This is a genomic window from Kolteria novifilia (genome assembly GCA_007748055.1).
GTDB lineage: Bacteria > Planctomycetota > Planctomycetia > Kolteriales > Kolteriaceae > Kolteria > Kolteria novifilia.
Genome location: CP036279.1, coordinates 4239500 through 4266494, shown reverse-complemented (window position 1 = coordinate 4266494; position 26995 = coordinate 4239500). Strand labels below are relative to the sequence as shown.

Genomic DNA, 26995 nt, shown 5'->3' with positions numbered 1-26995 from the left:
TTCCCTGACAGGAAGTCGCCGAAGGCATACGCTTGCAAGCAGGAGGCCGGACGCGGAAGGCTCGGTCTCGTCTCGTCCCAACCAACCTCGCGGAGGCCGAACCGTGGCATCGCAGCCTTTTCACGTACTCCTCGTCGGCGACTTCAGCGGTAGAGATCGCAAGCCAGCGGCGTCCAAGAGACCCCTTCGTCCGGTCATCGTCGATCGCGACAACCTCGACGAGGTAATGGCGTCGCTGGAGGTCGAGATCCCAATCCAGCTCGGCCGCGAGGGCGCCCAGGAGGCCTTCCGCCCGACCGAACTCGACCATTTTCATCCCGATCGGCTCTTCGACCGGCTCGAAGTTTTCGCGAAGCTCCGCCAGCTCCGCCGACGTCTCAAGAACAACGACACCTTCGCGGCGGCCGCCGACGAGGTCCGCTCCTGGGCGACTCCCGCCGAGAAGACATCGGCACCCAAGCCGCAAGAGCCCACGCCGGCGCCGACGGGGAACGTCCTGGAGTCCATCCTCGGGGAGGCCCCGACTCCGAGTTCGGCGCCCGCCAAGACCGACTGGGCCCGCGTCATCGGCGAGATCGTCGGGCCTTACGTCCAGCATGTCGAGCCCGATCAGGAGAAGTTCCTCGCGACGGTCGACGACGCGGTCGCCGGCCAGATGCGCACGCTCCTGCACGATCCGGCCTTTCGGGAGCTGGAAGCGCGCTGGTACGGACTCGATCTCCTGGTCAGGCGGGTCGCCACCGACGCGTCGCTCAAGCTCTTTCTCCTTGATGTCGGCCCCGAGGAGCTACGCGCCGATCTCTCGGGCCGCGACGACCCGCGCGACGCGGAAGTCTACAAGCCGATGGTCGAGTCGACCGTTGAGATCCCCGGCGGGCACCCTTGGGCGCTGATCGTCGGTCTCCACGAGTTTCAGCCGAGCGTGGCCGACGCACTGTTGCTGTCGGACCTGGGGACCTTCGCGGCGCGCAACGAGGCGAGCTTCGTCGCGGCGGGGAGCGGGGCGTTCGTCGGTTGCCCCTCGCCGGGAAACACGCCCGACGCCAGCGACTGGAAGGAAGAACTCTCCGCCGATGCACGGGAGGCTTGGACGCTCCTGCGGCAGGGGGGCGTCGCCGAGCACTTGGCGTTGACCTGGCCGCGATACTTGGTCCGCCTTCCCTACGGGAAGAAGACGAATCCGACCGAGAGCTTCACGTTTGAAGAATTCGTGAAGGAGCCGGGGCACGAGGAATTGTTGTGGGGGAATGGGGCGTACTTGGTGGCGACGCTCTTGGCTCGCGGCTTCGCCGAGCACGGCTGGCGCTTCTCGGGCGGGATCGGTTCGGAGATCGACGGGTTGCCCTACTACGTTCGCGACGACGAGGCGACGCCCATCGCCGAGCTCTATCTACCCGAACGCGCCACCGAGCGGGTGATCGGCGCCGGGCTTCTTCCGATTCACTCGATGCGAAACCAGGACAAGGTGCTCATCCAGCGTTTTGTCTCGCTGGCCTCGTCGGGAGGTCTAATCAAGGGAAGATGGTCGTAGGGCGAAGCATTGGGGGACACCGGCATCGGGCGAGCGCATAGAAAAAGACCGGAGGAAGTTTCCTCCGGTCCAAAGTTCCACGAATCGTTCCGATCGAGGCTACTTAGCTGCTGCTGCCATCCTGCGGGCTGAAGGACGAGGTGACATTGCCCTGCGAGGCTCCGGTGTTGTCGAGCTTGGCCGCCTTGACTTCCATCTTGCTAAAGGCGATGCCGAAGATGTGCTTGGGGCGGCTGCTGCCACTGGTGTCGCTTTCGGAGCCAAGCGTCCAATTCTCCCCGTCAGACTCCATGTTGTCGACGACATGGGAATAGGCGATGTAGGGGTCGCTGAGCGTGTAGGTGACCAGCGGCGTGGTTTCACCATTGATGACGCTCGTCGTGGTCAACTCGGTGTCGCCGATCGACTTGCCATTGAAGGCGTAACCCATGACCAGCGGCGAGTGGACCCCGGCGTTGGTGCCGACCTTGAGCGTCGAGACTTGGGCACGACTTCCGGAGAAGGAGCCGGCTTGGCTCGCGGTGCCGCCTTGGGGCTGCGAGATCGAGAACTGGTGGCCATGAACTTCGATCTGATCGGTGTATCCCGATCGCTGGCTGTCGCCGGCGACGCTCGAGATCTTCAGGAACGCGGTGGCCGTCTTGCTTTGTTGTGAATCTGCCATTGTTCTGCTCCTCTGTTCTAACTGTTACCCTGGTTTTCTCTTGCCTGCCTCTTCGAAACGTGGCCCACGTTTGTTGATTGCTTGCACTCTTCACACCCCTTAATACGCCCCTACACAAGAGAAATCGAGTTGCCAAAAGAAAGTTTTGAAAAATTCACATTGATGGGTAGTGGCGGAGAGAAACGCCTCGTTCCTGGTGGCTCTCGGACCTCTCTTGGCGAGCGGTCAAGTCGTCAAGTGATCGTCGGCGAAACTGAGTGACAATACAATGGCACCGCTATGATGATGACGGCTCGCCGATCGTCAGTTCTTTCAGTTCGAGAATGGGAACGTCTTTGTCGCCGACGAGAAACGATCGCTGGCCGACGCCTTGGACCAGGCCTCCTTCCCGGTTCGTCCAATCGGTGGCCCGGCCGAGTTTGAGTCGGTCGTCCTCGTTGTTCCGGGTGCCGGGATAGATCGCGGGAATGTAGACCACTCCGTCGGGACCGTGGGCGACGTTGAGCCGGGCCGGCCGCCAGAGCAAGTCGCGTAGGGTCTCGGGGGGATCGAAACTCAACTCCTCGATCTGTTCGAGCGGCACCCAGTAGTACTTGCCGGTGCTCGTGAGCACTTCGAGAATCGGGGCGCAGAGATCGTCCAAGTCTCGCAGGCCCTCAAAGGGCTCGCCGTCACAGGTACCCCTGATAACCGGAAAGGACTCGCTCTGCTCCTCGAGCAATTCGCCGGCTTGGGTGAATTCCCCCTCGCGGACCAGGATCGAAGCGCGCAGGTAGGCCTGCACGAGTGGTCCGGGTTCGGTCAGGAACTCCGGAAGCCGACCCTCGGTATGGAATTGCTCGCGCGATTGGGCGGCCCGAATGAGATGGCGAAAGAGCATGACCGCCACCATCGTCTCGGGATCGACGTTGGCGAGCGCCTCAAGGTTCTTATCCGCTCGTTCTAAGTTGCCGGCGAAGGCGAGCAGTTCGCAAAGGAAGGCCCGCTTGCCCGAGTCGGTCGGATTCGCCTTGACCTCTTGGCCACACGCGTCGATCGCCCCGGTAAGATTGCCTGCCTCGAACGCTTCTTTCGCGGTCATCCTCGTCTCTCCCTTCGTTTCCGCGGACGAGCCGATCCGCTCGACTCCGCTGGTGCCGAGAGGAGGCACGTGCAATCAAAGAATTGTCGATTTCGGGGCGTTCGCCTCGCTCACCGCCTATCGACTCGGCGAGATCGGTACGTCTTCCCACGGTGGAAACCGGGCGGTGGAGGGACTCCGTCGGGCTCCTCTCAGACGATCGTTCCGCCCAGCTCCGTTTGGAGTTTTACGGTCGCGACGAGTTGCTCCAACTGGAAATGGGGACGAAAGTGGCTGACGCACAAAAAAGATCCAGGCTTCGCCGGGTGCTGCCGCACGCTCACGCGCGCTTCCCTCAAGGGGAAGCGCGCGCGAACCGACTCGTTGGCATGATCGTCCGGGGTCACGTACTTGTTCACCCAGTCGTTGAGGAAACGCTCGAGCCCCTGGGCGTCGGTGAACTGGCCGATCCGGTCGCGGGCCATCACCTTGATGTAGTGCCCGAAACGGGAGACGCAGAGCATGTACTGAATCATCGCCGAGATACGCGCGTTGACGGTCGCTTCGCGCCGGTCGTAGACTTTGGGTTCCTGAATCGAATGGCACGCGAAGAAGGCGGCGTTGTCGGACCCTGGCAGGTGACACAAGGGGGTGAACCCGAGATCGCTGTACTCCTTCTCGCGTTCGTCGGTGATCACGACGTCAGTGGTACTCTTGTTGACGAGCCCGCTGAAGTCGGTGCCGAAGTCGTGGGCGGGGAGATTGACGACCAATCCCCCGTCGATCTGACTCTGGCGAATCCCGCGAATGTTTGCCAGCCAACCCGATTCTCCGAAACAGCGAATGACGACCGCTCCGAACGCGTAGACCGCCGTCGACCAACAGTAGTGTTCGAGCCCTTCACCGCTGAGGTCTTCCTCGAAATGAAATCCATCGGCGCGCGAACCGTCGGCGCGATAGGGAAGACGCGCCAGGACTCGCGGAATCGTAAGCGCCATGAAACGGGAATCCTCGCCGTCGCGTAGCGACCGCCATTTGAGGTATTCGGGTTGGGAGAAGGCGCGCCGAAGATTCATGGGGCGTTGCAGCCCGGTGAACGAGGTGAAGCCGAAGAACTCCGGTCCCGCCCCAATGACGAAAGGGGAGAAGGAGGCCGCCGCGACTTGGGAGATGTCGCGAAGCGCCGCGATGTCGTTGGTGGGATGCCCTGGCGCCAAGCGATGGCGAACCTCGAAGTCGCAAAGGACCAGACCGTAGGGCTCTCCACCCGCGGTCCCAAATTCCTCGCTGTAGACCTTTCGAAATAGGACGCTCTGATCGAACTCGATCGACTTTTCCAAGTCGCGGACGATCTCTTTCCAACTCGCCGTCAGGAAGCGAATCTTGACGTTCTCGTTCTCGTCGTGCTGTGCCAAGAAGTGCAGGCCACGCCAAGAGGCTTCGAGCCGTTGGAACTTTGGGTGATGGATGATGGCGTTGACTTGGTCGGTCAGGACGCGATCGATGTGGGCGATGTCCCGGGAGAGAATCCCGATCACCTCGTCCTTGGTCGTCAAGGTATCGGCCGACGGTTGCGACGCGAGCCAGAGACGAAGCGTCTCCTCAAGCGTTCGGGCGCCCAGGAAGCGGTCGAGGATGCTGCGCGAGGCGTCGACGTGTTGAACCGTTTCCTGGAGGACACCGTCGAGCGAGGATCCCACCCGTTCCACTTTGGGAGAAGGAGTGCCTGGCGAAGTGTCCGGAGCGATCGAGGTGGGACGATCGTTGCCCTCGTCGTCCTTCATCCGTCGTCCCTGTTCGAGAAACAGTCCAGCAACTCAAGGGAAGCGCGAGCAGACTCGTGGAGAGCGACGATCCCCATCGGCTGGACCAGGTCCCGACTTGCCAGCGAGTGACACGCCCGCGCGGAAGGCGGACGTGTCACCGGTCTTGGAAAGGTAACCCCTGTTCAGCCGATCGCTCAACCCATCGACGGGATGTTCGCCACCATCCGAAGGGAGGTCGTCAGTTCTTCCAACTGTAGCCAGGGGCGAAGCCACGCGACCGCATGGTAGGAACCGGGCTTGCCGGGAACCTCCTTGACCTCGATCTTCGCCTCGGCGAGCGGGTAGCGCGCCTTGGTTTCCTGGCTCGGATTGGGGTCGGCGGTGACGTAGTTGGAGATCCAACGCTGCATCCACGCCTGGCAATCGGAGACTTCCATGAAGGAACCGATCTTGTCGCGGGCGATGACCTTCAGGAAGTGCGCGACCCGCGACGTCGCCATCATGTAGGGCAACCGCGCCGAGATCTCGGCGTTGGCGGTCGCGTTGGGATTGTCGTATTGCTTCGGCTTCTGCGCCGTCTGGGCACCGAAGAAGACCGCGTAGTCGGTGTTCTTGTAGTGGACCAGCGGCAGGAATCCGAGCTTGCTCAGTTCGGCCTCGCGACGATCGGTGATGCCAATCTCGGTCGGGCACTGCGAGTCGGGATCGCCGTCGTCGCTGGTGAAGGTATAGAGCGGTAGGTTCTCGACCTTTCCGCCACCCTCGGCACCGCGAATCGCCGTGCACCAGCCATACTGGGCGAAGGCGTCGGTCAGTCGGGCTCCCATGACGTACGCGGCATTCATCCACGTGAAGTTGTCGTGGTGCATTGGCATCGGGTTACCCTTCTCGTCGAGTTGGGCTTCCTCGTAGTTGAATTCCTCGACCGGTTTGGTGGCCGGACCGTAGGGAAGTCGAGCCAAGGCACGGGGCATGGTCAGGGTAACGAAGCGAGAGTCCTCCGAGTCGCGGAAGGATTTCCACTTCGCGTACTCGACCGACTCGAAGATCTTCTCGAGATCGCGAGGCTTGGAGAGTTCGGTCCAGTCATCGAAGCCGAAGAGCTTGTTGCTCGGGGCGGTGATGAAGGGACAGAATGACGCGGCCGCGACATTGGACATCTGCGTGAGGAGCTGAAGATCCTCGGGATGGTTGGTGATCTCGTAGTCGCCGATCAAGGCTCCATAGGGCTCACCGCCGGGCGTGCCGAACTCGTTCTCGTAGAGTTTCTTGAACATCTGGCTCTGATCGAACTCGACCGCCTTGTCAAGATCCTTGAAGAGATCGCGTTTGCTGACGTTCATGACCTTGAGCTTGAGTTGGCTCGAGGTCTCGGAGTTCATGACGGTGTAGTGGAGGCCGCGCCAGCTTCCCTCGAGTTTCTGGAACTCGTCCTTGTGCATGATCGCCGCGAGCTGCTTGGAGATCACGCGGTCGATCGCGGCGATGCCTTCGTTGATGGTCTTGGAGACATTCTTGTCCCAAGTGACGGTCCCCTTAAGGGCTTCGGCCGTCAAGTTCTTGAGGAGATCCTCGGCCGTCGAACGCTCGGTCTGTTTCGTGGCGCCGATGGCTTGATCGAGGAAGGAGACCTCTTGGGTTTCGGTCGTTTGGGCCTGGCCCTTCTGCTGCTCACCCGCACTCATTACTCACTCTCCTTGCCTTCGTCGCTCGCTTCGACGCCAAGTTCCTGACTGAACTTTTGAACCGCTTCGGGATCTTGGAGGATGTTCTCGAGGATGTTCTCCAATTCGTCGGAACGATCCACTTTCGTGAGAAGATCACGAAGCTTGTTTCGGGTTTCGAGTAGCTTGTTGAGGGGGTCGACCTGCTTGGCGACATTGCCCGGCTCGAAGTCCTCGATCGAGTTGAACTGAAGGTTGACCGACATCTCGCTGCCGTCACCCTTGAGGGTGTTCTCGACCTTCATGTTCAGACCAGGCGTCATCCGCTTCATGACGTCGTTGAAATTGTCGCGGTCGATCTGAACGAACTTGCGATCCTTGAGCGGCTTGAGCGGCTCGGTCGGATTGCCCGAGAAGTCGCCGATCACGCCCATGACGAAGGGGAGTTCGCGCTGGACGACCGCTCCCTCCGTTTCGACGTCGTAGGTGATGTGGACTCTCGGCTTGCGGACTCGATTCAGCTTGTCGTGGATACTCGCGCCCATGGAACCTCAACCTCCGAAACCAGAATTGCTGCTTGATATTCTCCGCGACACTTCCGCCCCTTGCGAGGGCGTTAATTCGGACTCTCCTCGTTGTCGTCGTCGGGGCGAATGCCAACCATCTTGAAGATCGAGCCGCGGCTTCCCGCGTCGGGGATCAGCTCCGCCCAAAGATCGGGCAAGGACATGCGACCCCAGCGCACGGTCTGCTCCAGTGCGTAGGATAGCGGAGAGTGCGGCTCGGTACGACGAAAAAACTCGGCCACCCGCAGAAGCGTCTTGAGCGCGTCGTCCCGGGTGACAATGGCTCCGGGCGGCGCCGCGGCCGCGGGCTTGGCGGTTGTCGCCGGCGCGGCGTCCCCCTCGGATATGGGCGCTTCCGCAGGCGTCTCGGGCTCGGCGGGCTGCGCGGCTTCGAGGATTTCCTTGGAGATGGTGACGACCGTCGCGTGGACCGACGCGAGGGCGTTACGGATGTTTGACGAGGGCAGGGACGTGGGAGCACACTTCTGATCGAGAACCTCGCTGTAGCCCTTATACTCCGCCGAACAGCCCTCCAAGTCATCAATCAGCGTTTGATAAAACGTTGCGGAGGAGGTGTTGGCGACCTTGTCGAACATCTCCATGGAGACGGCGCCTTGGGCGACGCGCTTGTCCTTGACCTTCTGATCCTGGATTCGTGACACTTCGACCGCCATCGCGTAGTGCCAATGCGAATACGGACCCAAGTCGGAAGCTTCCGTGATCGGGATTTCTTCGATCGGCTGGATCAAGGTTCCCGGCCCCTCTTCGCCGTTGAGGCCGACCAGCGGGCCGACGCGGGTTTCGATGCCGTCCTCGTCGGGCATCGGATAGAGCTTGTCCCAATAGCGTTCGACGAGTTCGCGAGCGAGACGGAAACCGTCACGCAATCCCGCGAAACCGTAACGCCGGGCTAACGCCTCGATGTAGTAGGCGACGACTTCGAGGTCCTTGGTTCGTTCGGTCAACGCGATGGGGGCATGCTGCAGGATCGGGGACCAGTCCGCGCGAATCTGCGGTAGATCCTCGTCCATCCCCATCATGATCTGTCGTTCCGCGGCGCGGGCGCTGGCGCGGGCATCCTTGATGGTGTAGTAGATCGAAGTTGGCGAGGGATCCTCACGAAGATCCTCACCCGTCGGTTCCTCTTCGGAGACGGGGGCCAAGAGCTTCTCGAAGTCGATGACTTCCGGGGTGGGCATGCGTCGTCCGCGCCGTGTCTTACCGAACCGTGTCAACCGGTCATGTCGAGTCGGGGTAGCGCCTCATCGACCACCGAATCGGAGAGATGCCCTCATGGGGAAACCTCCACTCTTCTGACTGAACCTACGGGTCTGGGGTGCGAAGTGGCAAGTCGTAATGCATCATTCTCACGGAATTTGGGTTCAATTCGGCACGGTAATCGGTCCAATTCGATCCGATTTCATCCATTCTTCACCCGTTTTCATCACATTTGGTCCCGATTCCGTGCCGCCCCAACGGTCGGCTCGACGACGGCAAGACCCCGGAGTGTGAGCGTGCTCACCGACCCCGATCGGCTTCTCGGGCAGACTGGGACGTCGAACCGCACTCGCACGCGTCGGGTTCGATTCCACGTGCGCCGGCGGGCGACTGGCCAGCGGTCCGAAGAGGCTCGCGTGGCCGGATTGTTCGCCATGCGCTCGCGGTTCGTGAGTTTCCTCCTGGTCAGCTCTCTTGGGATGCGACTCTTCGTCGAGGAGTTGTCCTAGGACGGGCCTCCACCTATCTGGGAGTTCGCAACATGCTCGTTCTTCGACGAAAAGAGGGTCAGTGGATCCGGGTTGGGGACTCCATCGACGTCCGCGTTCTCGGGCTTCAGGGTGGCCGGGTTCGGATTGGGATCTCCGCGCCCGATGACGTGCTCATCCTTCGGGGCGAAGCGATCGAGAAGTCCGACGCGATCGCCGAGCTGGAACTCGATCTCAAGACTCCATAATCGCGAGAATCGGCTTCGATGTAGGTCAGGCTTCCATTGGCCACGCTGGCAACGGCGCCGAGCGGAACGTGGTCCGCTGCCGTCCTCCCGGATGGAGCTGCCAATTTGGCGGTCTTGTCATCGGGAGTAGGGTTCTCGCGAGTGCTGGTGCTTGGTATGTGCGCGTAAGTTCTTTCTCAGGAATTGGTTATGTCTTAGTTGGTCGTAGCGGTGGCCCTCGGTGCGGATTCTCTGTTCGGCGCGCCAGTTGCACTCTTCCCTGGTGGGAGGTGCTTGGGCAGTGCGGTCGCCCGAGCAGTATTTCGGTTCGCGAAAGGAGGCTGACGATGGTCGAACGACATGCCGTGGGCCCTCATCACGAGCGGGCGTTGGCTCCGAATTCCTGGAATCGGCTCGAGTCGGAGATGCGCGATCTGATGGGCCGCTTCTTCGCCCCGATCGAGACGGGGCTCGGCTTCGGGGAACGGTTCAGCCCAAGCGTCAATCTGGTCGAGACCGACGATTCGCTCGAGGTCAGCGTCGAACTTCCTGGGATCAAGCCCGATGATGTCGACGTCGAGATCAAAAACAACGCCCTCTGGATCTCGGGCGTGAAGAAATCCGAGTCGGAAGAGAAGGGAAAAGCGTATCATCGCATCGAACGTCATCACGGTGAGTTCCAGCGGGTGATTCCTCTGCCGACGGAGATCGACGAGGAGAAAGTCGACGCGACCTATCGCGATGGCGTGCTTCGGATCGAGATTGGCAAGTCCGATCAAGTCAAACCGCGACGGATCCATGTCAAAACGTGACGAGCCCGACGACGCGGGGCAGGGGCCGGGGGCTTCTCCTCGGCCCTCGTTTTCGTCCGCGATCGGCGCCCGGCATCTCTCAAGGAGTTCCCATTATTCCGGCCACGCGTTGTCCCTGGGCGACGAGAGAACTCGATGTCGTTTACCACGATGTCGAGTGGGGAGTCCCCGTTCACGACGATCGAGTCCTCTTTGAATTCATCACGCTCGAGGGAGCTCAGGCGGGGTTGAGTTGGTCGACCATTCTCGCCAAACGAGAACACTATCGGCGCTGTTTCGCGGACTTCGATGCCGAGCGGGTGGCTCGCTTCACGAAGAAGAAAGTCGAGCGACTTCTCACCGATCCGGGCATCGTTCGCCACCGGTTGAAGGTCGAATCGACCGTCAGCAACGCCAAAGCCTTCCTCACGCTACTTGAATCGGGCGAAAGTTTCGACGGCTACCTCTGGCAATTTGTCGATGGGGCGCCAATCACCAATCGGTGGCGACGCCTTGAGCAGATTCCCACCTCGACTCCCATCAGCGACGCGCTGAGCAAGGACCTCAAACGACGCGGCTTTCGCTTTGTCGGATCGACGATCTGCTACGCCTTCATGCAGGCCGTCGGCATGGTCAACGACCACTTGGTCTCCTGTCCACGGCATGCGGAAATCGCCGCTCTCCGGTCAAGCTGACTCGCCCATGAGGGTTAGGATCAGATTCCGCGAACCCGCGCGATCGCGATGCTCGCAAAGATAGATTCCCTGCCACGTACCGAGGAGAAGCCGACCGTTGCCGATCGGGATCGAGAGCGAGTTTCCCATGAGCGACGCCTTCACGTGCGCGGGCATGTCGTCGGGGCCCTCGCAAGTGTGCACGTACGGAAAGTCCTCCGGAGCGATGGCGTTGAGGCTCGCCTCCATGTCGACGCGAACGTCGGGATCGGCATTCTCGTTGATGGTCAACGAGGCGGAGGTGTGCTGGATAAAGACGTGGAGCAAGCCGGTGCGCAGATCCCCGATCTCGGGAAGCTCATCTCGGACATGTCGGGTGACGAGATGACATCCTCGTGGCATCGGGGGAAGTCGGAGGTGTCGCTGGTGCCAGGTCATGTCGGAAAGTGTCCTCCTGCCGGTTCCTCGCCGAATGTCACCGTGTGGAGCGTGTTGACGACCGTGGTCCTCACGGATCGTTGATAGTCCGTGAAGCGATGGGCGAGTTCGTCAAAGGACTCCTTGTTCGCCTTTTTGGCGCGGAAGCATGCCGAACGCCTGGCGTTTCGCGCATGCCCACGGCGAGCGTGGGCGTGGCACCCAAGGTCCCTTTGGCATCCAAGGGTCATGGAACGCCCAAGAGTCAAAGGGAACCCAAGTGGACTTCCGGCAATGTATCAATCAGCCCGTATACGAGGCTTCGTCTCAAACGTTGATCGTCGGCCCGAGGCACAGCGAGTTGGTGGGGGCGAGGAGGTCGAAACAGGCGAATCCGTTGGATTCGTCGATGCAGACCGACAAAGTCCCGCGGCAACTTAGCCAGCCGAAGCCAGGGCCGACTTTTAAGACGGAGCCTAGCAGCCCGTTGATCTATTCGATGCCGGCTGCGAACGGCTCTTTTGACCAATCTCGTCGTTGAAAAACCTCGACGAATTGACGGACTCGCCTGCATTTTTCTTCTTGATCTTGGCCAACAAGGCTCGTTCTCGCCTTGGCCTGCTTAAATCAACGGAATGCTAGCCGAGAAACCCCTTGCAGTAGACGTCGAGACGCCGCTTGACGTCGAGGCTCATGGGGGAGTCGTCGAGCTCTTCCGCGACATCCACCGGCAAGTCCTGGATGCGCTCGCGCATCCAGTGGAGCCTTTCGGACGCCACGCGACCGAGGTTCAAGCCGAGGCGAAGGGCGACGGGATCTCCCTGCTCGACGTGTTCGTCGAAGACGACGGCGGGGAGGTGGGCGGTCAGGGTCTCGGTCACGCAGTAGACGTTCGCCATGCGTTCCTGGCCGGTCAAGAGGGAGACCTCGCCGATGACGGTGGGAGCCTCCAGCGTTCGAATCGAGATCGCGTCCTGATGGTCGCCGATGACGATCTCGACGGTGCCCTCGAGGACGAAGTCGCATCCGCCTGGCCCGGCCCCCTCGGCGACCAGCGCGTCACCTGGGCCGAGTTGCCGCACGGCAAGCCAACTGATCACCCGTTGGGCGTCTTCCCCTTCAATGCCGTCAAAGAGTCGGGTCGACTGGCGCAGCGGTTCGAGCATCTGGTCGAGATCGGCGTTCATGGGCTTGGTCAATCGCTCACTTCGATGGTGTTGACGGGTTCGACGATCATGATCATTCCGCCGATATCGCACTCCAGGGTCGCGGGAATCGTCAAGACAGGCAAGTCGTTGACGGTCTGAACAATCGACCCTGGCATCCAGGGTGACGATGTCGCGGGGACGCATGGGGTGGGCACTCCGAGGGCCGCGGCCGTCAACGTCGCGCAGGTGCCGAAGGGCGTGATATTGGCGATGGGATCGAAGTCCATGATCGTGGCGACGGGGGTGCCGTTGATGGTGACCACCTCCTGGCTGGTCACGGAGAGAATACCGGGGGCATCACCTAGGGCGCACATGCAAGTGGCGCCGTCGCATACCGTGAGTCCGGGCATTGACATTTCCTCCTTTCTGGCATGCTATCGGGGAGGAGAAGAGGCAACAATGCGCAAATGCTGTTTTCGGGTCCAAGCGGGGCTCCGGCGCACCCGGACAGACGGTTGTCACGGGGATTGATCGCCACTGTCAAATTTCAGTCACGCTTGCCACGAGCGCTCAGTAAAGTATGTCAGCACAAACGGGTCCCATCACCGCGGAGGCATGGTTGGATGTCAAGCGTCGAGACGACCAAGCGTTGGTTGAGCATCAAGACGAGCCTGTCGCAGCAGCCGCTCCTGCACTACGTGGAGGGGTCCGAAGGGCTCTCGGAGCTGTTCCACTTCCGCCTGGGGCTCGCGGTTCCGGAGAAAGGAACGATCGAATATCGCAAGCTCTTGGGACGTCCCGCGACGGTCACCATCGAGTACGAGCGAGCGCCTCGACGGCTCATCAACGGCATGATCAAGAGCCTGACGCAGAAGGTTCAGGACAACGAGTACACTTACTACGAAGCGGAATTAGTGCCTTTCATTTGGAAGGCGACCAAGAACGTCCAATCGCGGATCTTTCAGCAACAAAAGGCCCAGCAGATTCTCGAGGACGTTTTCGCGGGAGTTTCCACGCGTTTTGAACTCTACGACTCCTACCACATCCACAACTACTGCGTGCAATACCAAGAGTCGGACTTCGATTTCGCCAGCCGACTGATGGAAGAGGAGGGCATCTACTACTTCTTTGAGCATTCCGACGCCGGCCATGTCATGGTCATCACCGACACCTCCAACCTCACCGATCGGCAGCTCAAGGAGATGGCCAGCATCCCCTATCGGGCCTCGAGGGGGGAAGGGGTTTCCCGAGATCACGCGTGGGTGGAGAATTGGGAAAAACGCCAGGAACTCTGCCCCGATCACTTCCAGGTCTGGGACTACAACTTCGAGCTTCCCGAGCAGGATGTGGGCGCTCGGGAACTCCTCTTCGCCAACGTTCAAGCCGGCACCATTGAACACGACCTCTCGATCGAGGGCGAATTCAAGGCCGAGGTCCACGAGCTTGGGGGCTACGCCCACCGCTTTGACGGCGTCTCACCGACCGGCGCCTCGCAAGCGAGCGAATTGGAGGAGATCTTTCAGCAGAATCGGCGGACCGCGAGACTCCACATGGAAGAGGCCGCCGCCGAAAGCTTGCGGATCCAGGGCGGCAGCGACGCGGCGCACTTCTATGCCGGGGCGTTGTTCGAGTTCACGAAGCACTTCGACGGCGATGGACGCTACTTGCTGGCTCGTGTCGAGCACGAGGCGCACATGCCCGTTCCACTGAAGTCGAGTCCCGCGTTGTCCGAGACAAAGTGCCCGTATCGCAACAAGTTCACCGCGCTTCCTTCGGACTTGACCTATCGTTCTCCTCGGAAGACGCCGAAACCGAAGATCGCCGGGACCCAAAGCGCCATCGTGGTTGGCCCGACGGGGGAGGAGATTTTCACGGACAAGTATGGTCGCGTGAAGGTCCGTTTTCAGTGGGACCGCTTCGGGCTCTCCGACGGCCACGACAGTTGTTGGGTTCGCGTCGTGAACGCGTGGTCGGGGCAACAGTGGGGGATGATCACGATCCCGCGCGTCGGTCAGGAGGTGCTCATCGCGTTCGCGGAGGGCGACCCCGATGCTCCGATGGTGGTGGGAAGTGCCTACAACGCGTCGCAGATGCCACCTTTTCCGCTTCCGGAACATCGAACGCGTTCGTGCATCAAGTCGCACACGCACAACGGCTCGGCACACGAATTCCACGGTCTGGGCTTCGAGGACGCGGCGGGCGAGGAGTGGCTCCAACTCCACTCCCAGAAGGACATGATGGTCAACGCGAAGAACAACCACTTCACGAACGTGGCCAACGTCAAGCACACCTACACGGGACACACGCACATCCATCAAGTCGGCAATCTCGCCCCGATGTCCGGGTCGGGCAGCGGTGGCGACGCGTTTCCCACGCCATCGTCCGCGGGCACGGGATCGTCGGTCGTCGACGTGGGCAGCGGCATGGGCGGCGACAGCGCCACCCAGTTCTACAAGAGTGAGATTGATTGGGGGCCCGACTCGGTCGAGCCGACGATCGGGTTGGACATCGAAACGGTCTTTGGCTTCTGCCTGACCGGATATCTCGGGCTTTTTGGCGAGTACATCGTCGGCGAGCACGTGGAAACGGTTCTCAACCCGCTCGGCTTTCTCGGGACTTTTGGGTCGTCTGGAGCGAGCGCGGAGGACATCGCATCGGGAGCGGCAGAGGTCAACACCCCTTGGATGAAGGGCCTTGGCGCTGGCGTGGGGGGCAACCTCGAGGTCGTCTTTGGGCAAGACACGGGAATGATCTACGGACCGAAAGTCGATATACACCGGGGCCCGACGGTCGAATTGACCGAGACGTGGGCATCAGCACCTCCCTTGACCAAAGCGCTGGCGGGGCTCTACGGGGGAACCGTGCTGATGACGGCAATCTTGCCAGGGGTGATTCCCGACAAGACCGCCAGTTGGATCTCCACGCTATCGGCGTCCGGAGTCGGGGGGGTGCTGGCGTCGCTCCTGGCCGCGTACGAGTCGAAGGCGGGGATCGTGAATTCCGCCAAGGAGACTGTCGAGCAAGGCGAAGAACTTACCAAGCAGATTGAGTCCGTTTCGACCCCAATCGCTTCGGGACTGGCCACCGCGGCCTTGGACAGTGCGAAGCTTTCGGTCCAGCTTGTTGGCCAGGCCCTCGACGAAACGACCGCGATCGCCAAAGAAGCCGTCAACGCCACCCGCAACTTCAATGGAAACTACACCGTCACGGCCAACGGCGGGAACATCGCCATGGTTTCCAAGTCGAACGACGACCTCGGGACCGCGAGTAACATCAATCTCGACGCTCAAGGCGCTGGGGCGAATGCGTGCAATGGCATGGTCCGCCTCAACGGAACTGGATTCGTTCTTGCGACCGCGGGTCCGGCAATCATGTCGTTGGCAAACGAGGAACATGTTGGGGAAGCTATTCTCGACTGCGGGGCGGCCGGGACGATAAAGCTCCAATCGGGAACGACGATGGAGCCGAATCTGATCATGATGGACCCCGAGGCGGGAATCACCTCGAAGTCCGTCTTGAAAATCCTCCAACAAACCGCGGAAAACTCGATGACGATCGACCCGGAAGCGGGGATCACCCTTTCGGTGAGCGAGGCGACGACGCTGACGATGACCCCCGCATCGATGACGCTCAAGTGCGGGGCGAGCAGAATCGAACTCTCCGACGACGGCATCACGCTTCTCGCGGGATCGGCGGTCGTTGCCCTCGGATCGGACGCGGTTTCGGTCGTCGGGCCCACACTCAGTCTTGTTGGCGATGGCGAGGTAACGCTGTCGACCGCGTCGTTTGCCATCTCGGAGGGTTGACCGAAGGAGTCACTTCGTGAGCACGCCTAGTCATGGTCCGCGGGCGGCCGATTCGCTCGAGGCGATCCAAAAGTCCGTCAGGCTGAGTCCGCCCGCCCTCGAACGGCTCAAGGGCGAGGGGAAGGGGGAACCCCTGGAGTACATCGGCGCGTTGCACGCCGCCGGGTACGATGTCGATGCGATTCGGGTGTTGTCCTATTGGTTGCCCAGTCGCGCCGCGGTGTGGTGGACGATCCTCTGCGCCTGGCACGGCAGTGGAGGCAATCCGCCCTATGCCGAGGACGTCGCCCTTCGCGAAGCGGTCCACTGGACGCTTGAGCCGACTGAGGAACACTGTCACAAAGCTCGCGACGCGGCCACACTGGCGCGATTGAGGACATCGGCTGGCTGCGCCGCCAAATCGGCTTGTATGGCCGGATTCTGCGGAGCCCACGGTGATCCTCTCGTGGGCGGCAAACCCCTGCAAGTCGCCAGCGTCGCCTCGGCGGGAGTCCTCTTGGCGTGCGGCGCCGCCAAGAGAGCCGGCCGAGGCTCATCCTACGCCGAACTTCTCGAGATCGGACTCGACGTCGATCGCGGCAAGCTTCCCTGGGGGCCGCAGTGACCCCTCGGCAGTGCCGGGCGCTTTTGAACGTCGCGAAACAGCAAGAGACTCGGGACGTCGCTTCCCGAACTGGAGGACTATTCGATGAGTAGCATGGATGACCAACTCAGTCAGTTGCAGCGATTCCTCGACATCATGCACAACGAACTCCCGCAGGCCGCGCAATCGGTGAGCGACCCGGAAATTCGCGGTCACATCGAGGATCTCGCCAGTCGAGTTTCCGATGCGAAGTCGTCGCTGGTCTCTCAGTACAAGCAGACGATGTCGGATCTCGATTCAACGCTGAATCAGACGAAGCAATCGGCGGAGGAGACAATCAAGCGGGCTCAAGCCGCTCGCAAGAAGGCGGCGGAAGAGTCCAAAAAGGCGTCGAAGGAGGAGGCGGCTGCCTCGAAAAAGGTGGCCAGCGTCAAAGGGACGCCCGAAAAGGACGCCAAACTCGGGTCCCGGTTGCGCAAGGATGTCTTGCATCGCTATGCCCTCCAACCCGCCGCGGAAGGCACTCTCAAGCCCCATGTGCCTGTCGCCACGACGTCCGACTGGGAGGATTGGTTCCAGTCGAGCTGGGATGGTTGAGGACCGTTTGTCCCTTCACGGGGGCGACTCGGAGAACCGCTGACGCCAAACGCCGGACCTCGCGCCGACTTGTCGACAGGCGTATACTTCCTCGCCACAACAATGCGGGGAGGACACGATGGCAAAGCAACATCCACTTCTGGAATGGATCAGCGCCGAGAATACGGGATTCTTGGCCCACATCTCTCTAATATGTTACGGCATAACGTCTTGCGCTCGCAACCTCAGTTCTTCCAATCGGTTAGGTCTGGTCGTCTGTTGTCCGCCATGATCGTGCCTTCTCGGATGTGATCACTTCTTTTGTCCCCCTGGGACAATCAGCTTTCCGCTGTGGACGCCTCCAATTGGAGGAGCGTCTCATGTATTCCCAACATTGCGGTGGGAATGGTGGCTTGCTTCGAATTCTGGTCGTGGCGCGGGTCAGCGATCCGCGGCCGGGCAAGCAAGACGAACGGTCCGTCGAGGACCAGGAGCATCGGATCCGAGTATGGATCGCAGACAACATCAAGGGACCATGCGAGATCGAGGTCTTCGCAAGTTCCGGGGGCGGTGAATGGATCGATCGGACCGCTCATCGTGAACTCTGCGAGAAGGTCGCGTCGGGCAAGTATGGGCTGCTCGTCACGGAGGATCTCGGACGCATTCTTAGGCGGATCCATGCTCATGTGTTTGCCGAGGAGTGCGTCGATTACGGTGTCCGACTCGTCGCGCTCAACGACCATGTCGACACCGACGAGCCAGGTTGGCAAGATCATTCGATCTTCTCCGCCTGGCATCACGAGCGAAGCAATCGGGATACCAGCGATCGAATCAAACGCGCTCACCGGTCGCGCTTCAAGAACGGGGGCTGCGCCGCGATCCCGATCTTCGGCTACATCAAGCCGCCCGGCGCCAAGTCCGATTCCGAATGGAAGAAGGATCCCGAAGCCGAGCCGATCTATCGCGAATGGTTCGAGCGTCTCGATCGGGGGCAGTCGTTCGCGGAGGTAGCCGATTGGCTCAACGCGCGGGAGATCCCCACGGGGCCCTATGCCCAGAGCGAGCGCTGGGATTCTCGTATGGTCGGTCGTGTGACTCGAAACGCTCTCCTCAAGGGCGTTCGCCTTCGGAATGTTCGGGAGAGTTGGCGCGATAGCCGGGGCAAGTACCGAACGCGACCCGCGGATCCATCGATGTTGCTGGAGCGGGAGGTTCCCGAGCTTGCGTTCGTCGAGCCGGAGTACTACGACCGCGTCATCAAGAAGATCGACGACCGCAACGCCAAGTACCGAAACGGGAGGGCAGGCAGGAAGGCGGGACCTCGCAAGCGTACCCGGTTTCCGGGGCGGATGATTCGCTGCGGGATTTGCGGACGTGGATACGTCTTCGGCGGGCATGGTCAGAAGGAGCACCTGATCTGTGACGGGGCTCGCCAATACGCTTGCTGGAATGGCGCGACGGTCGATGGTCCACTGAGCGGTAAGCGGATCATCGAAGCCGTCTTGGAGGCGATCGAGTCATTGCCGGAATTCGACAGTGCTCTCTTGGAGGAGGTTCGTGCCGAAGCCGATCGGCTCGACGACGAGCGAGCAGGCAAGATCGAGCTGCTGGACCGGCGAGCGGAGGATCTCAACCGCAAGCTCGACCGTCTCGTCGCGTTCATCGTGGACGGCAAGACGAGCGATCGCATCGCCGACGAGATCGAACGCCATGAGCAGCAGCTCAAGGAGATCGAGGCCGAGAAGCAACGACTCCGTGACGAGCCGCGAGGCCGGATCGAGATCCCCTCGATCGACGAGCTCAAGAGACTTGCCCGGTCTTCCATCGAGTCCTTGATGACGGATGACCCGGATTTCTGCCGCTTCATGCAGAAGCTCATCCCCAGCATCGTCGTGTTTCCGCATCGACTGTGCGACGGGAAGCGGATCGTCCTGCGGGCGAAGATTCGTCTACGGCTGGCATCGCTGATCGAAGACGCTCGTGGCCGGGCCGTGCTGGAACGCCCGCTCGAACGTATCCTGACCGTGGATCTCTTCAAACCGCCGCAACGGGAAGCCTTTCGGGAGAAAGTGATGGCATTGCGACGCTCGGGCATGACCGAGCGCGAAGCCGCCAAGGCGTGCGGCATCACCGTGACGGCCGCCCAGTATGCCGCGAAGCTTCAGCGGATGATGGATGAACTGGGGCTCGACGATGCGCACGTCCCGCTGACGGAACCGCCCGATGACTGCGACAAGCATTGTCGCCATCGCCATCCTCGTTATCGGTTCGATCCCCTACCCGGCGCCGGCGAGGTCTAGCCTCGAGCGTTCGATCATCATTCCGTTCTGATTTTCACCGAGCCCCATGACTTCTCGTCGTGGGGCTCAAGCTTGCGCCAACGACTTATCCAAGGAAAACCACATGAGAGAGAAACAACATCACGACCGCAACGACAACGACTCGACCCTTCCGGCGCGGAGTCCAACGCGGGAGTTGATCCGCCGCCTCGCCACCGAAATCGTCCGCCGCCTCCGAGAGGAGCAACATGGCGAATCGAGTCATGAACATACCCAGGCCTAGTCGTTTCCCTTTTCGCGTTCAACGCAGGGAAGATCCGACTACGACGGATACTTCCTCTTTGACCACAAGTTTCAACCCGCTCCCCGCGATCAACGCGGGGAGAAGTCCATCCGTTCTCGTCGTTTGCTTCTAGCGCAAAGTTTCAATCCGCTCCCCGCGATCAACGCGGGGAGAAGCTATGATCGGCTCGGCCTTATCCAGCCCCGCTTTGTTTCAATCCGCTCCCCGCGATCAACGCGGGGAGAAGAGGTCATCCCTTCATCGTTGTGGTCCACTAACGAGTTTCAATCCGCTCCCCGCGATCAACGCGGGGAGAAGCTCGGTCAATGCGGTCGGATTCCAAGTTCCCGATGTTTCAATCCGCTCCCCGCGACCAACGCGGGGAGAAGTCAGGCCTTGACGCTTAATGTCATCAAGCAAGGTGTTTCAATCCGCTCCCCGCGATCAACGCGGGGAGAAGATCTCGAGTGCCGGCCAGTTGTCGATGGAATCCCAGTTTCAATCCGCTCCCCGCGATCAACGCGGGGAGAAGCTGACCGATCAGCTCGACCGCAACGCCCCGCAGCGTGTTTCAATCCGCTCCCCGCGATCAACGCGGGGAGAAGTGCCCGACTACGGCAAGCTCACGCCCGTCCCTCAGTTTCAATCCGCTCCCCGCGATCAACGCGGGGAGAAGCATGTTCGGCCAAGGCGTTCGTTATCGGAAGCAAAGTTTCAATCCGCTCCCCGCGATCAACGCGGGGAGAAGCAGATCCTTGAATGAATCCTTGATCAGTCGATCGAGGTTTCAATCCGCTCCCCGCGATCAACGCGGGGAGAAGTCGCGGTCTTCGGCGAGGGGAACACCTATCTACTGTTTCAATCCGCTCCCCGCGATCAACGCGGGGAGAAGACCAATTGAGGAGAGCATTCACAGTGAAGGTCCAGTTTCAATCCGCTCCCCGCGATCAACGCGGGGAGAAGGCCTTCGTCGTAACTCGTTGCCTCCTTTCTGGTTGCCAAGGGGATCGCGCCGACCTGGGTATTGTCGCAGGGTCGACGCTGGGTTCCACGATTGTCTGGGAATGCATCTTATTATGTCCGAACGTGTTAGGGCGAGCGCCGATCTCCCGGCGTTTTGGGCGCCGATCGGGGTTCGCGATGGACTACACAATGAGTGGCCCTTCGAAGTCAATACGTCGATCGCGGCCGTGGGTTTCGGTCGAATCGGCGAATCGGCCGGGAATCATGTAGAAGCGAAGGCTGTCTTCGTCGGCCTTCATTTCCGATAGGAGGCGGTGACGAAAGGTCACCCACTGCGTCTCGCCGAGGACACACTCGAACACCGAATACTGAACGCGTTGGCCGAAGTCTTCGCAGATCTTGGCGATGTGGCGCAGCCGACGCTCCCCCTCGGGTGTGGACGTGGCCACGTCGTAGGCAACCAGCACATTCATCGTTCCTTCCTCTTTCTACTCGTCGGGAGTGATGTCAGCGGAGAACCAACGCGGGGTAGGCATCGATGTCACTTCGCAACGTTCGAGCAAGGAGTCGAGCCTGGATGTGGGGGAGCAGCCCGAACGGAACCGTTTCCTTGAGGAGCGGGTGAGCTACCTCGAGGCGTTTCCGAGCTTGATAGGCAGCCAGGAGCGTACGTCGGGCCGACTCGTCCATGGAGACCGAACCCGAGGGATCGGTCGTGAATTCCTTCGCGTTGACTTGCTTGCGGTTGACCAGCGAAAGGATGATTCGGTCGGCGAGCAACGGGCGAAACTCCTCCATCAGGTCGAGCGCCAACGAAAGCCGGCCGGGGCGATCGGCATGAAGGAAACCGACCGCGGGATCGAGTCCCACCGCTTGGAGTGCCGCATCGCAATCGTGCCGAAGCAGTGCATAGGCGAAAGAGAGCATCGCGTTGATCGGGTCCTTCGGGGGGCGGCGGGTCCGACCGCCAAAGGTAAATGGCGATGACGCGTCGCGAACGGCATCGCCGAACGCTTTGAAGTAGGCGGCCGCCGCGGCGCCTTCAATCCCTCGGGCCGCGTCCAACGACTTCTGCGAGGGAAGTTCGACGAGCAGCGCCGCCATGCGTTTGGCGGCATGCTGGAGCGCCGATTGCTTCTCGGTGTCCTGCGCCGAGCGAGCGGCCCGTAGGAGCAAGGCACGGGAGTTCTGAATCTTCGCGGCGATCATCGGTCGAGCAAGCAAGAGGGCGGACTCTTTCGAGTCGGATTGCCGGTACTGTTCCCGGCGGAGGAGAACGTTGCCGTGACAAGGACGCTCGAGCCGTGCTTGAAATCGTCCTTGGGGAGTGAGGTAGGTCAGTCCCACTCCACGTTCGCCGCATAGGCCGATGACCGCCGGCGTGAGAAAGATCCGGCCAAAGCAAACGACCGATTCGAGATGATGAAGGGGAACACGAAGGCGGGTTTTCCCCTCGATCCGAACGCGCAAGGTCTCTCGCTCCCGTCCGATCGACGCGCCTTGCGACATGACGTAGAGCGTATTGGCATGCACACGCATCGGTGTCTCCCGGCGAAAGGTCACTGTTCCCAAGAAGCGAGTTGCGATTGCCCTTCTGACTAGTCGCTGACTTCCTTGTCAAGAAGCGGCCGGTAGAGGTCGTCTTGGTAGTTTCCCAACCGCTGCGGCGCTTCGATGGTTGTCGGCAAGCAGAGGTCTTGGAGCGAGCAGCCCTTGCAGCGCGGCTTCCACTTGGGTGGAGGAGTCTCACCGGACGCGAGGAGTTCGTGGAGCCTTGCGACCGCCTCCTCAGTCTTGCCGCGAAGGCTTGCTGTCAGGGGGACGTCGCGTCGTCGATGGCTCTTGAGATGAAAGATCGCGCCCATGGGGATCTCGACGTCCAACATCTCCTCCAGGCACAGCGCTTGGGCGCACAACTGGACGTCATCGTTGTCCCATCGTCGCCGGCGCCCACTCTTGTACTCGATCGGCAACGGATAGTCGCCGAACTCGACGGCGTCGCTCTTTCCCGAGAGTCGAAGCCGATGACTCACCAGCGAGATGTTGCGGACGACCCGTTTCCCGCGGTGGAGACTGCTCGACTCCTGGTGGACCCGGCGATGATCGTGCTGCCCCGAAAGGGTGTAGCGGTTCTCGACCCACACCTGTTCGATTCGGAGCAGCGCGCAGCGACGTTCGCAGAACAGAAGGTGATTGAGGGACGAAAGGGGCGGATAGTCGCCCTCGTCCCTCGCGACAGTTTGTTCACGTTCCGACGACTCGCTCATGGAGGTCACGCTCCGACGGTCAACTACCAGGCTGGAAGTCGTCGAATTCCTCGGGCAATTCGTGGAGCGTCACGCCTTTGGGCAGCTTCTCGCGGAGATCGCCGAGTTTGTCGCCCAATTCGTACGCATCGAACGACCGAGGAGGCTTTTCCAAACCAAGTGGTTCGATCTTCACATGATCGAAGAGCGTGTGAGCGGGAGCATTGCCCAGGCGACTGGCGTGCTCAAAGACGTAGATCTTCCGCACCGCCATCAGTCCACGCGACGCCGAGCGGTCGAAGTCGAACATGCGGATCATCGCGTCGAAGAAGAGACGCAGGTCGGCATAGGTGAAGCCCGTGTCCGCCGCCAACAGGGGGTTGATGAACCCGTGGCCGACATAGAGCGCGTAGGGAACGGTGCTCTTGCGTCCCATCGTGCCGGTGATGGAGCCGTCCTTCTTCGATTGTTTCTCCGCCTCCTCCTCGGTCGTGACGGACTTTCGCGTGATGGCGACTTCCATCGGAACGATGGGATCGACGGAGCGGGCGAAGGTGATCTGGGCGGGGCCTCGCACTTGGCCGCAGTTGACGCCCGTGGACATGACAGCCCCGAAGGCACGGACGTCGTAGAAGTTGCGACACATCCATTCGCGAGCCTGGCGCGTTTTGTCCGCCTTGGCTTTCGCGGAGTCGTCCTTGGACTTGGCCCCATCGCCAATCGCATCGTGGGCTCGCTGGTGTTGGCGGTTGAGGATGCGTTTCTCGTAGACGGCGTCTTGGGTCTGAAAGTAGATCTCGTGTCCGGGTTCGTCGTTGGTGAGAGCGGCGACGGCGTTGCGAATCTTTCGCTTGATGCAGACGTCCGTGACGAATCCTTGAAGAGTCTGCGGGTCGAGCCGAGGGAGGTTGCCGGCGTCGGGGTCCCCGTTGGGATTCCCGTCGGCAACATCGAAGAGATAGACGAAGTCATAGCGACGATCGACGATGGTGTTGCTGTCCGTGGTGGTAGCCATTTCGGAAAAGTCCTTTCGTTGAGAGATCGATTTGGGGTTCGTCACACGTTGGGCGTTTCAGCGGCCAATTCGGCCTCTTTCTGAATCTTGCGATCTTGATTACGCCGCCGATACTCGGCGCGGCGATGGTAAAAGCCGAGCGCGAATCGGCCTTGTTCGACAAGATTGAGAACCGCGGGAAAGTCGGGCGGCAGGCCAGGCGATGGCAGGAAAGGTTCGAGGCGCTCTTCGAGTTCCTTCTCGAGATCGAAGGCGAATCCCGGCATTTCGTCGCGGATCTTGGCGAGGTGATGGCGATTGAGCTTGATGAGGACCGGAAAGACGTACTGCGGAGACATGGATGCGGCCCCGAAGTAGCGTTCCACGATCTGGGCGTTTGCCCCGAAGCTCTTGGGATCCTGGCATCGGGCGAGGAAGGCGAGAAGTTCGCCGCAGGCATAGCCAAGCGATTGCTTGCTGGCCTCCGGATCAATCGAGGGTGTCATGGTCAGGGTTCCTTTCTGAGGATGACGGTTGAGCGCGAGCTTGATGAGTCCCATGCGGGCGGGAGAGAAACGGCTCGGTGCGTTCTCGACACGCAGCCGACGCAAGACATCGGCGAGAATGCTGTCCGGCAGTGGCTTGCCGTCGATCGCCGCTTTCAAAAGCCACGGAGTCACGTTGGGAGAGATGTCGTCACCCTTGCGCACGGTCCCAGCGGCGAGTAACCAGATCGAAAAGGCCGCACCCTCGACGAGGGTGAAGGCATCGACGATCTCCAAGTCCCGGAACCAATCGGCGATGTTTTCCTTCGCCTTGGCGAGCGGCAGCTCAAGATAGTCGCGGACCACCATGCGGGCCGCGTTGGGGGAGACGCTCAGGCAGTAGAAGTCGGCGGTCTCCACGGGTCGGCTGTGTGACTTGCCACGACGCACATCGTCAAAGAGTTTCGTGATGTCGTCAGGCGTCGGTTGCGAGAAGAGATTCGCGATCGAGTCATCCCCTTCGGACGTCGTCCAGAAGAGGAAGCGAACGTTGCCCGCCGACACACTACTCCGCTCATCGGCGATCAGCGCATTGAGTGCCCGAGCGTACGCTTCGGACGCCCGATAGCTGACGCTCGCGTTGACGGCTTTGGGGAGTTCGTAGCTCTCAAAGGCGGCCTTGTCGTTGGAGACGAGCGCGACCCCGGCCCCTTGTCCGCCGGGGAGCTTGATCTTGGTCGCATGCGTCGTCGCCAAGGGCCCGTGCTCGCCGGTGACCTGGCAAACGCCGACAGGGCCCTCATCGAGTTTCTCCGCCTGGTGCTTCTCGAAGAAGTTGCGATACCAATCGCGGACAGAAGATCGCACCGAAATTGGCTTGTTGTCGTCGGACGGAACAAGCGTGAAGGTCGCGCGTGCCCCCGCGGCGAGCTTTAGTTCGTCGACATCGTGTCGAAGCCGTTCCCGCAGTCCCTCGTCGACTTCGAGCAGATCGCCAAAAGCCGCGACGGCGAGAAGAGCCTCGTCCTGAGTCTCCTGGGCCGCTTGGCGAATCTGGTTCCAGAAGGTCTCTCGGCTGAGTCGACTCTTCTTGTCATCCGTGATCGGCAGGACGCGCGGCAAGGTGTCCGCGAAGTAGCACGCGAACCCCGACACGTTGGGCGAACCATGGGGCTGGGGAACGCGAAGTAGCTTCCCTTTGCTCTTTTTTGGCTTCCCTTTGCCGCTTTTTGAGGGGATTTCGGACCGTAAATCGACGATTCCGGTGTATTTTCCATCACTTTTCACACCAATTTGGACCGCGATCGACTCTTCTTTGAAGGCAAGATCGTCGAGAAGAGCCTCCCGCTCGGCCAGTTCGTAGAGACGTTTGAGGATCATGACGCAGCTCCTTCGATCTCTTCGTCACTCCAACCCATGACCCGAACAGGCGGTTCGCCGTTGGGGCCCTTGGCACGGGTGTCGCAGTGAAGAACGCCGTCATTCACCCTCGCGAGAAAGAAGCCGGGAACGCGTCGGCCGTCGTCCAGATGGCGGACGTCGTAGAGCTTGGGCCCAAGATCCTCCGTCCACTCGACAGGCTGTTCTTCGTCACTGGGCGGAGCAAAGTCGGCCGCGAACTCCCGGCAGCCAAGGTAGGGCCGATGAAAGCACTGTCCCTTCGAGACGCGGCGATTGAACATCGAGACGTACTTCGCGACGGAATCGGCTCCGGGCTCCTCGTCTTCATTGGGCGGTCGCTGACGAGGCTTGTTGGCAAGCCCAGTGAGTATTGGAGTTGCGTCGATCCGGTAGCGAACGTCACGGAGAAGAAGCGTATTGCGTTGCGTGCGGTTCTCGCCCTGGACTCCCGCTCGGCCGGCGGAATCGACGAAATAGGGAGTGACCGAGTCCGAGTCCTTCATCCACGCGGAGACGGAGCGAGCCGGAACCTTGTCCTGGATCTCGTTGCGGCGGATGTTGGCAAGCTGATAGGGCGGACCGCCGTAGTCCGCGAACGGTTTCAAGATGGCGATTCGCCGAACGTGCCAGCGCATCTGTGGACGCCAAAGGATGGCATCCAAAACACCTCGCGCCGCCGATGGCGTCATCACCGGATAGCTCATTCGTTCGACCTTGAGTTCGGGACGAGTGAAGCAGGCGTACTCGCCCCAAACGGACACGGAGACGAAATCGGGCATGGGAGAGGTCCTTTGGTAGTTGCGTGACTAGTTCCGCCCAAGTGCGGGCAGCTTCCCCCGTTTGCGCAGACGACAGAGGTGTAATCGGAGGTCGTCACGATTGACGCTTCGGTATTCAGGCGGTAACCTGCTGCAGAGATCCTCGGTGAGCTGATGGACACAGATGATTTGATCACTTGGCACACCGAAAGACTGATATGCAGCGAGGAGTACTCTCTCGGGTGGCAGACCGTCGCAACGCTTCCTAGATCGCATGGCTGTTGGCTCCGAGGAAATGTTTCCTGATAGCTTTACGTAAATGACATGGTGACTCCTCGGTGCCGCACGTCAAGACACCAGGAGGTTCCGGCGTGCGCGCCGGCGGGTTGAAACATTTAAGTAATCGC

At 60.9% G+C, this 26995-nt stretch carries 24 protein-coding genes and 1 CRISPR repeat array; of the genes, 9 read left to right on the top strand and 15 right to left on the bottom strand.

Translation table 11 applies throughout. From position 1 onward, the window contains the following. Positions 1-103: 103 nt before the first annotated feature. Positions 104-1531: a type VI secretion system contractile sheath domain-containing protein gene (locus tag Pan216_RS15665; RefSeq protein ID WP_419192582.1), complete on the top strand. Its 1428-nt coding sequence runs from the start codon at positions 104-106 to the stop codon at positions 1529-1531. Positions 1532-1634: 103 nt separating this feature from the next. On the opposite strand, the gene Pan216_RS15660 is transcribed toward Pan216_RS15665, so the two are convergent. The 6 genes from Pan216_RS15660 to tssA form a co-directional block, all read right to left on the bottom strand. Further along, the gene (locus Pan216_RS15660; RefSeq protein WP_145259169.1) at positions 1635-2195 is read right to left on the bottom strand and encodes a type VI secretion system tube protein Hcp; all 561 of its coding nucleotides are present in this window, start codon (positions 2193-2195) and stop codon (positions 1635-1637) included. A gap of 277 nt (positions 2196-2472) precedes the next feature. Then, the gene (locus Pan216_RS15655; RefSeq protein WP_145259166.1) at positions 2473-3276 is read right to left on the bottom strand and encodes a type VI secretion system accessory protein TagJ; all 804 of its coding nucleotides are present in this window, start codon (positions 3274-3276) and stop codon (positions 2473-2475) included. Positions 3277-3467: 191 nt separating this feature from the next. After that, positions 3468-5039, bottom strand: coding sequence for a type VI secretion system contractile sheath large subunit (gene tssC / locus Pan216_RS15650; RefSeq protein WP_145259164.1), 1572 nt, complete (start codon positions 5037-5039; stop codon positions 3468-3470). Positions 5040-5215: 176 nt separating this feature from the next. Further along, positions 5216-6706: a type VI secretion system contractile sheath large subunit gene (tssC, locus tag Pan216_RS15645; protein WP_145259162.1), complete on the bottom strand. Its 1491-nt coding sequence runs from the start codon at positions 6704-6706 to the stop codon at positions 5216-5218. Further along, entirely contained in the window at positions 6706-7230 is a 525-nt protein-coding gene (gene tssB / locus Pan216_RS15640) for a type VI secretion system contractile sheath small subunit (protein ID WP_145259160.1), read from the bottom strand. The genes tssC (Pan216_RS15645) and tssB overlap by 1 nt, the downstream gene beginning before the upstream one ends. Before the next feature lie 71 nt (positions 7231-7301). Continuing rightward, positions 7302-8450, bottom strand: coding sequence for a type VI secretion system protein TssA (gene tssA / locus Pan216_RS15635; protein WP_145259158.1), 1149 nt, complete (start codon positions 8448-8450; stop codon positions 7302-7304). Between the two features lie 560 nt (positions 8451-9010). On the opposite strand from tssA, the gene Pan216_RS15630 reads away from it, so the two are divergent. The 3 genes from Pan216_RS15630 to Pan216_RS15620 all read left to right on the top strand — a co-directional run bounded on the left by Pan216_RS15630 (position 9011) and on the right by Pan216_RS15620 (position 10670). Further along, positions 9011-9205 carry a carbon storage regulator gene (locus Pan216_RS15630; protein ID WP_145259156.1) on the top strand — a complete coding sequence of 65 codons (195 nt, stop codon included), beginning with the start codon at positions 9011-9013 and terminating at the stop codon, positions 9203-9205. A gap of 326 nt (positions 9206-9531) precedes the next feature. After that, entirely contained in the window at positions 9532-9996 is a 465-nt protein-coding gene (locus Pan216_RS15625) for an Hsp20/alpha crystallin family protein (protein ID WP_145259154.1), read from the top strand. Between the two features lie 95 nt (positions 9997-10091). Continuing rightward, positions 10092-10670: a DNA-3-methyladenine glycosylase I gene (locus Pan216_RS15620; RefSeq protein WP_145264026.1), complete on the top strand. Its 579-nt coding sequence runs from the start codon at positions 10092-10094 to the stop codon at positions 10668-10670. Here Pan216_RS15620 and Pan216_RS15615 read toward each other — a convergent pair. From Pan216_RS15615 to Pan216_RS15605, 3 genes are all read right to left on the bottom strand, one after another. Then, positions 10662-11087, bottom strand: a complete 426-nt coding sequence (locus Pan216_RS15615; protein ID WP_145259152.1) for a secondary thiamine-phosphate synthase enzyme YjbQ — start codon at positions 11085-11087, stop codon at positions 10662-10664. The genes Pan216_RS15620 and Pan216_RS15615 overlap by 9 nt on opposite strands. A gap of 617 nt (positions 11088-11704) precedes the next feature. Beyond that, the gene (locus Pan216_RS15610; protein ID WP_145259150.1) at positions 11705-12265 is read right to left on the bottom strand and encodes a Crp/Fnr family transcriptional regulator; all 561 of its coding nucleotides are present in this window, start codon (positions 12263-12265) and stop codon (positions 11705-11707) included. Beyond that, a complete protein-coding gene (locus Pan216_RS15605; RefSeq protein WP_419192581.1) occupies positions 12262-12624 on the bottom strand; it encodes a DUF4280 domain-containing protein in 363 nt (120 codons plus the stop codon). Before Pan216_RS15605 ends, Pan216_RS15610 begins: the two co-directional genes overlap by 4 nt. Positions 12625-12837: 213 nt before the next feature. Between Pan216_RS15605 and tssI the strand changes: the two genes are divergently transcribed. From tssI to Pan216_RS28405, 5 genes are all read left to right on the top strand, one after another. After that, complete coding sequence (gene tssI, locus Pan216_RS15600) at positions 12838-16020, top strand: type VI secretion system tip protein TssI/VgrG (protein WP_419192580.1); 3183 nt, start codon at positions 12838-12840, stop codon at positions 16018-16020. A 16-nt stretch (positions 16021-16036) separates the two neighbouring features. Beyond that, positions 16037-16624 (top strand): DUF6931 family protein, encoded by a 588-nt coding sequence (locus Pan216_RS15595; RefSeq protein WP_145259144.1) that lies wholly within the window; start codon positions 16037-16039, stop codon positions 16622-16624. An 84-nt stretch (positions 16625-16708) separates the two neighbouring features. Further along, positions 16709-17200 carry a hypothetical protein gene (locus Pan216_RS15590; RefSeq protein WP_145259142.1) on the top strand — a complete coding sequence of 164 codons (492 nt, stop codon included), beginning with the start codon at positions 16709-16711 and terminating at the stop codon, positions 17198-17200. A 392-nt stretch (positions 17201-17592) separates the two neighbouring features. Then, positions 17593-19479, top strand: a complete 1887-nt coding sequence (locus tag Pan216_RS15585) for a recombinase family protein (protein ID WP_419192579.1) — start codon at positions 17593-17595, stop codon at positions 19477-19479. A gap of 103 nt (positions 19480-19582) precedes the next feature. Continuing rightward, positions 19583-19741 (top strand): hypothetical protein, encoded by a 159-nt coding sequence (locus tag Pan216_RS28405; RefSeq protein WP_419192578.1) that lies wholly within the window; start codon positions 19583-19585, stop codon positions 19739-19741. A 68-nt stretch (positions 19742-19809) separates the two neighbouring features. Further along, positions 19810-20704: a CRISPR direct-repeat array (repeat unit 37 nt; unit sequence GTTTCAATCCGCTCCCCGCGATCAACGCGGGGAGAAG). Between the two features lie 182 nt (positions 20705-20886). Here Pan216_RS28405 and cas2 read toward each other — a convergent pair. From cas2 to cas5c, 6 genes are read right to left on the bottom strand one after another with little or no spacing between them, the layout of a single operon-like run. Continuing rightward, positions 20887-21177, bottom strand: a complete 291-nt coding sequence (cas2, locus tag Pan216_RS15580; protein WP_145259138.1) for a CRISPR-associated endonuclease Cas2 — start codon at positions 21175-21177, stop codon at positions 20887-20889. A 34-nt stretch (positions 21178-21211) separates the two neighbouring features. Continuing rightward, a complete protein-coding gene (gene cas1c, locus Pan216_RS15575; protein ID WP_145259136.1) occupies positions 21212-22243 on the bottom strand; it encodes a type I-C CRISPR-associated endonuclease Cas1c in 1032 nt (343 codons plus the stop codon). Positions 22244-22302: 59 nt separating this feature from the next. Continuing rightward, positions 22303-22971, bottom strand: coding sequence for a CRISPR-associated protein Cas4 (gene cas4 / locus Pan216_RS15570; protein ID WP_145259133.1), 669 nt, complete (start codon positions 22969-22971; stop codon positions 22303-22305). Between the two features lie 19 nt (positions 22972-22990). Then, on the bottom strand, positions 22991-23965 hold the full coding sequence (gene cas7c, locus Pan216_RS15565) for a type I-C CRISPR-associated protein Cas7/Csd2 (protein ID WP_145259131.1): 975 nt from the start codon (positions 23963-23965) through the stop codon (positions 22991-22993). A 41-nt stretch (positions 23966-24006) separates the two neighbouring features. Next, on the bottom strand, positions 24007-25809 hold the full coding sequence (cas8c, locus tag Pan216_RS15560) for a type I-C CRISPR-associated protein Cas8c/Csd1 (protein ID WP_145259129.1): 1803 nt from the start codon (positions 25807-25809) through the stop codon (positions 24007-24009). Further along, complete coding sequence (gene cas5c / locus Pan216_RS15555) at positions 25806-26609, bottom strand: type I-C CRISPR-associated protein Cas5c (protein ID WP_145259127.1); 804 nt, start codon at positions 26607-26609, stop codon at positions 25806-25808. Before cas5c ends, cas8c begins: the two co-directional genes overlap by 4 nt. Positions 26610-26995: the final 386 nt, after the last annotated feature.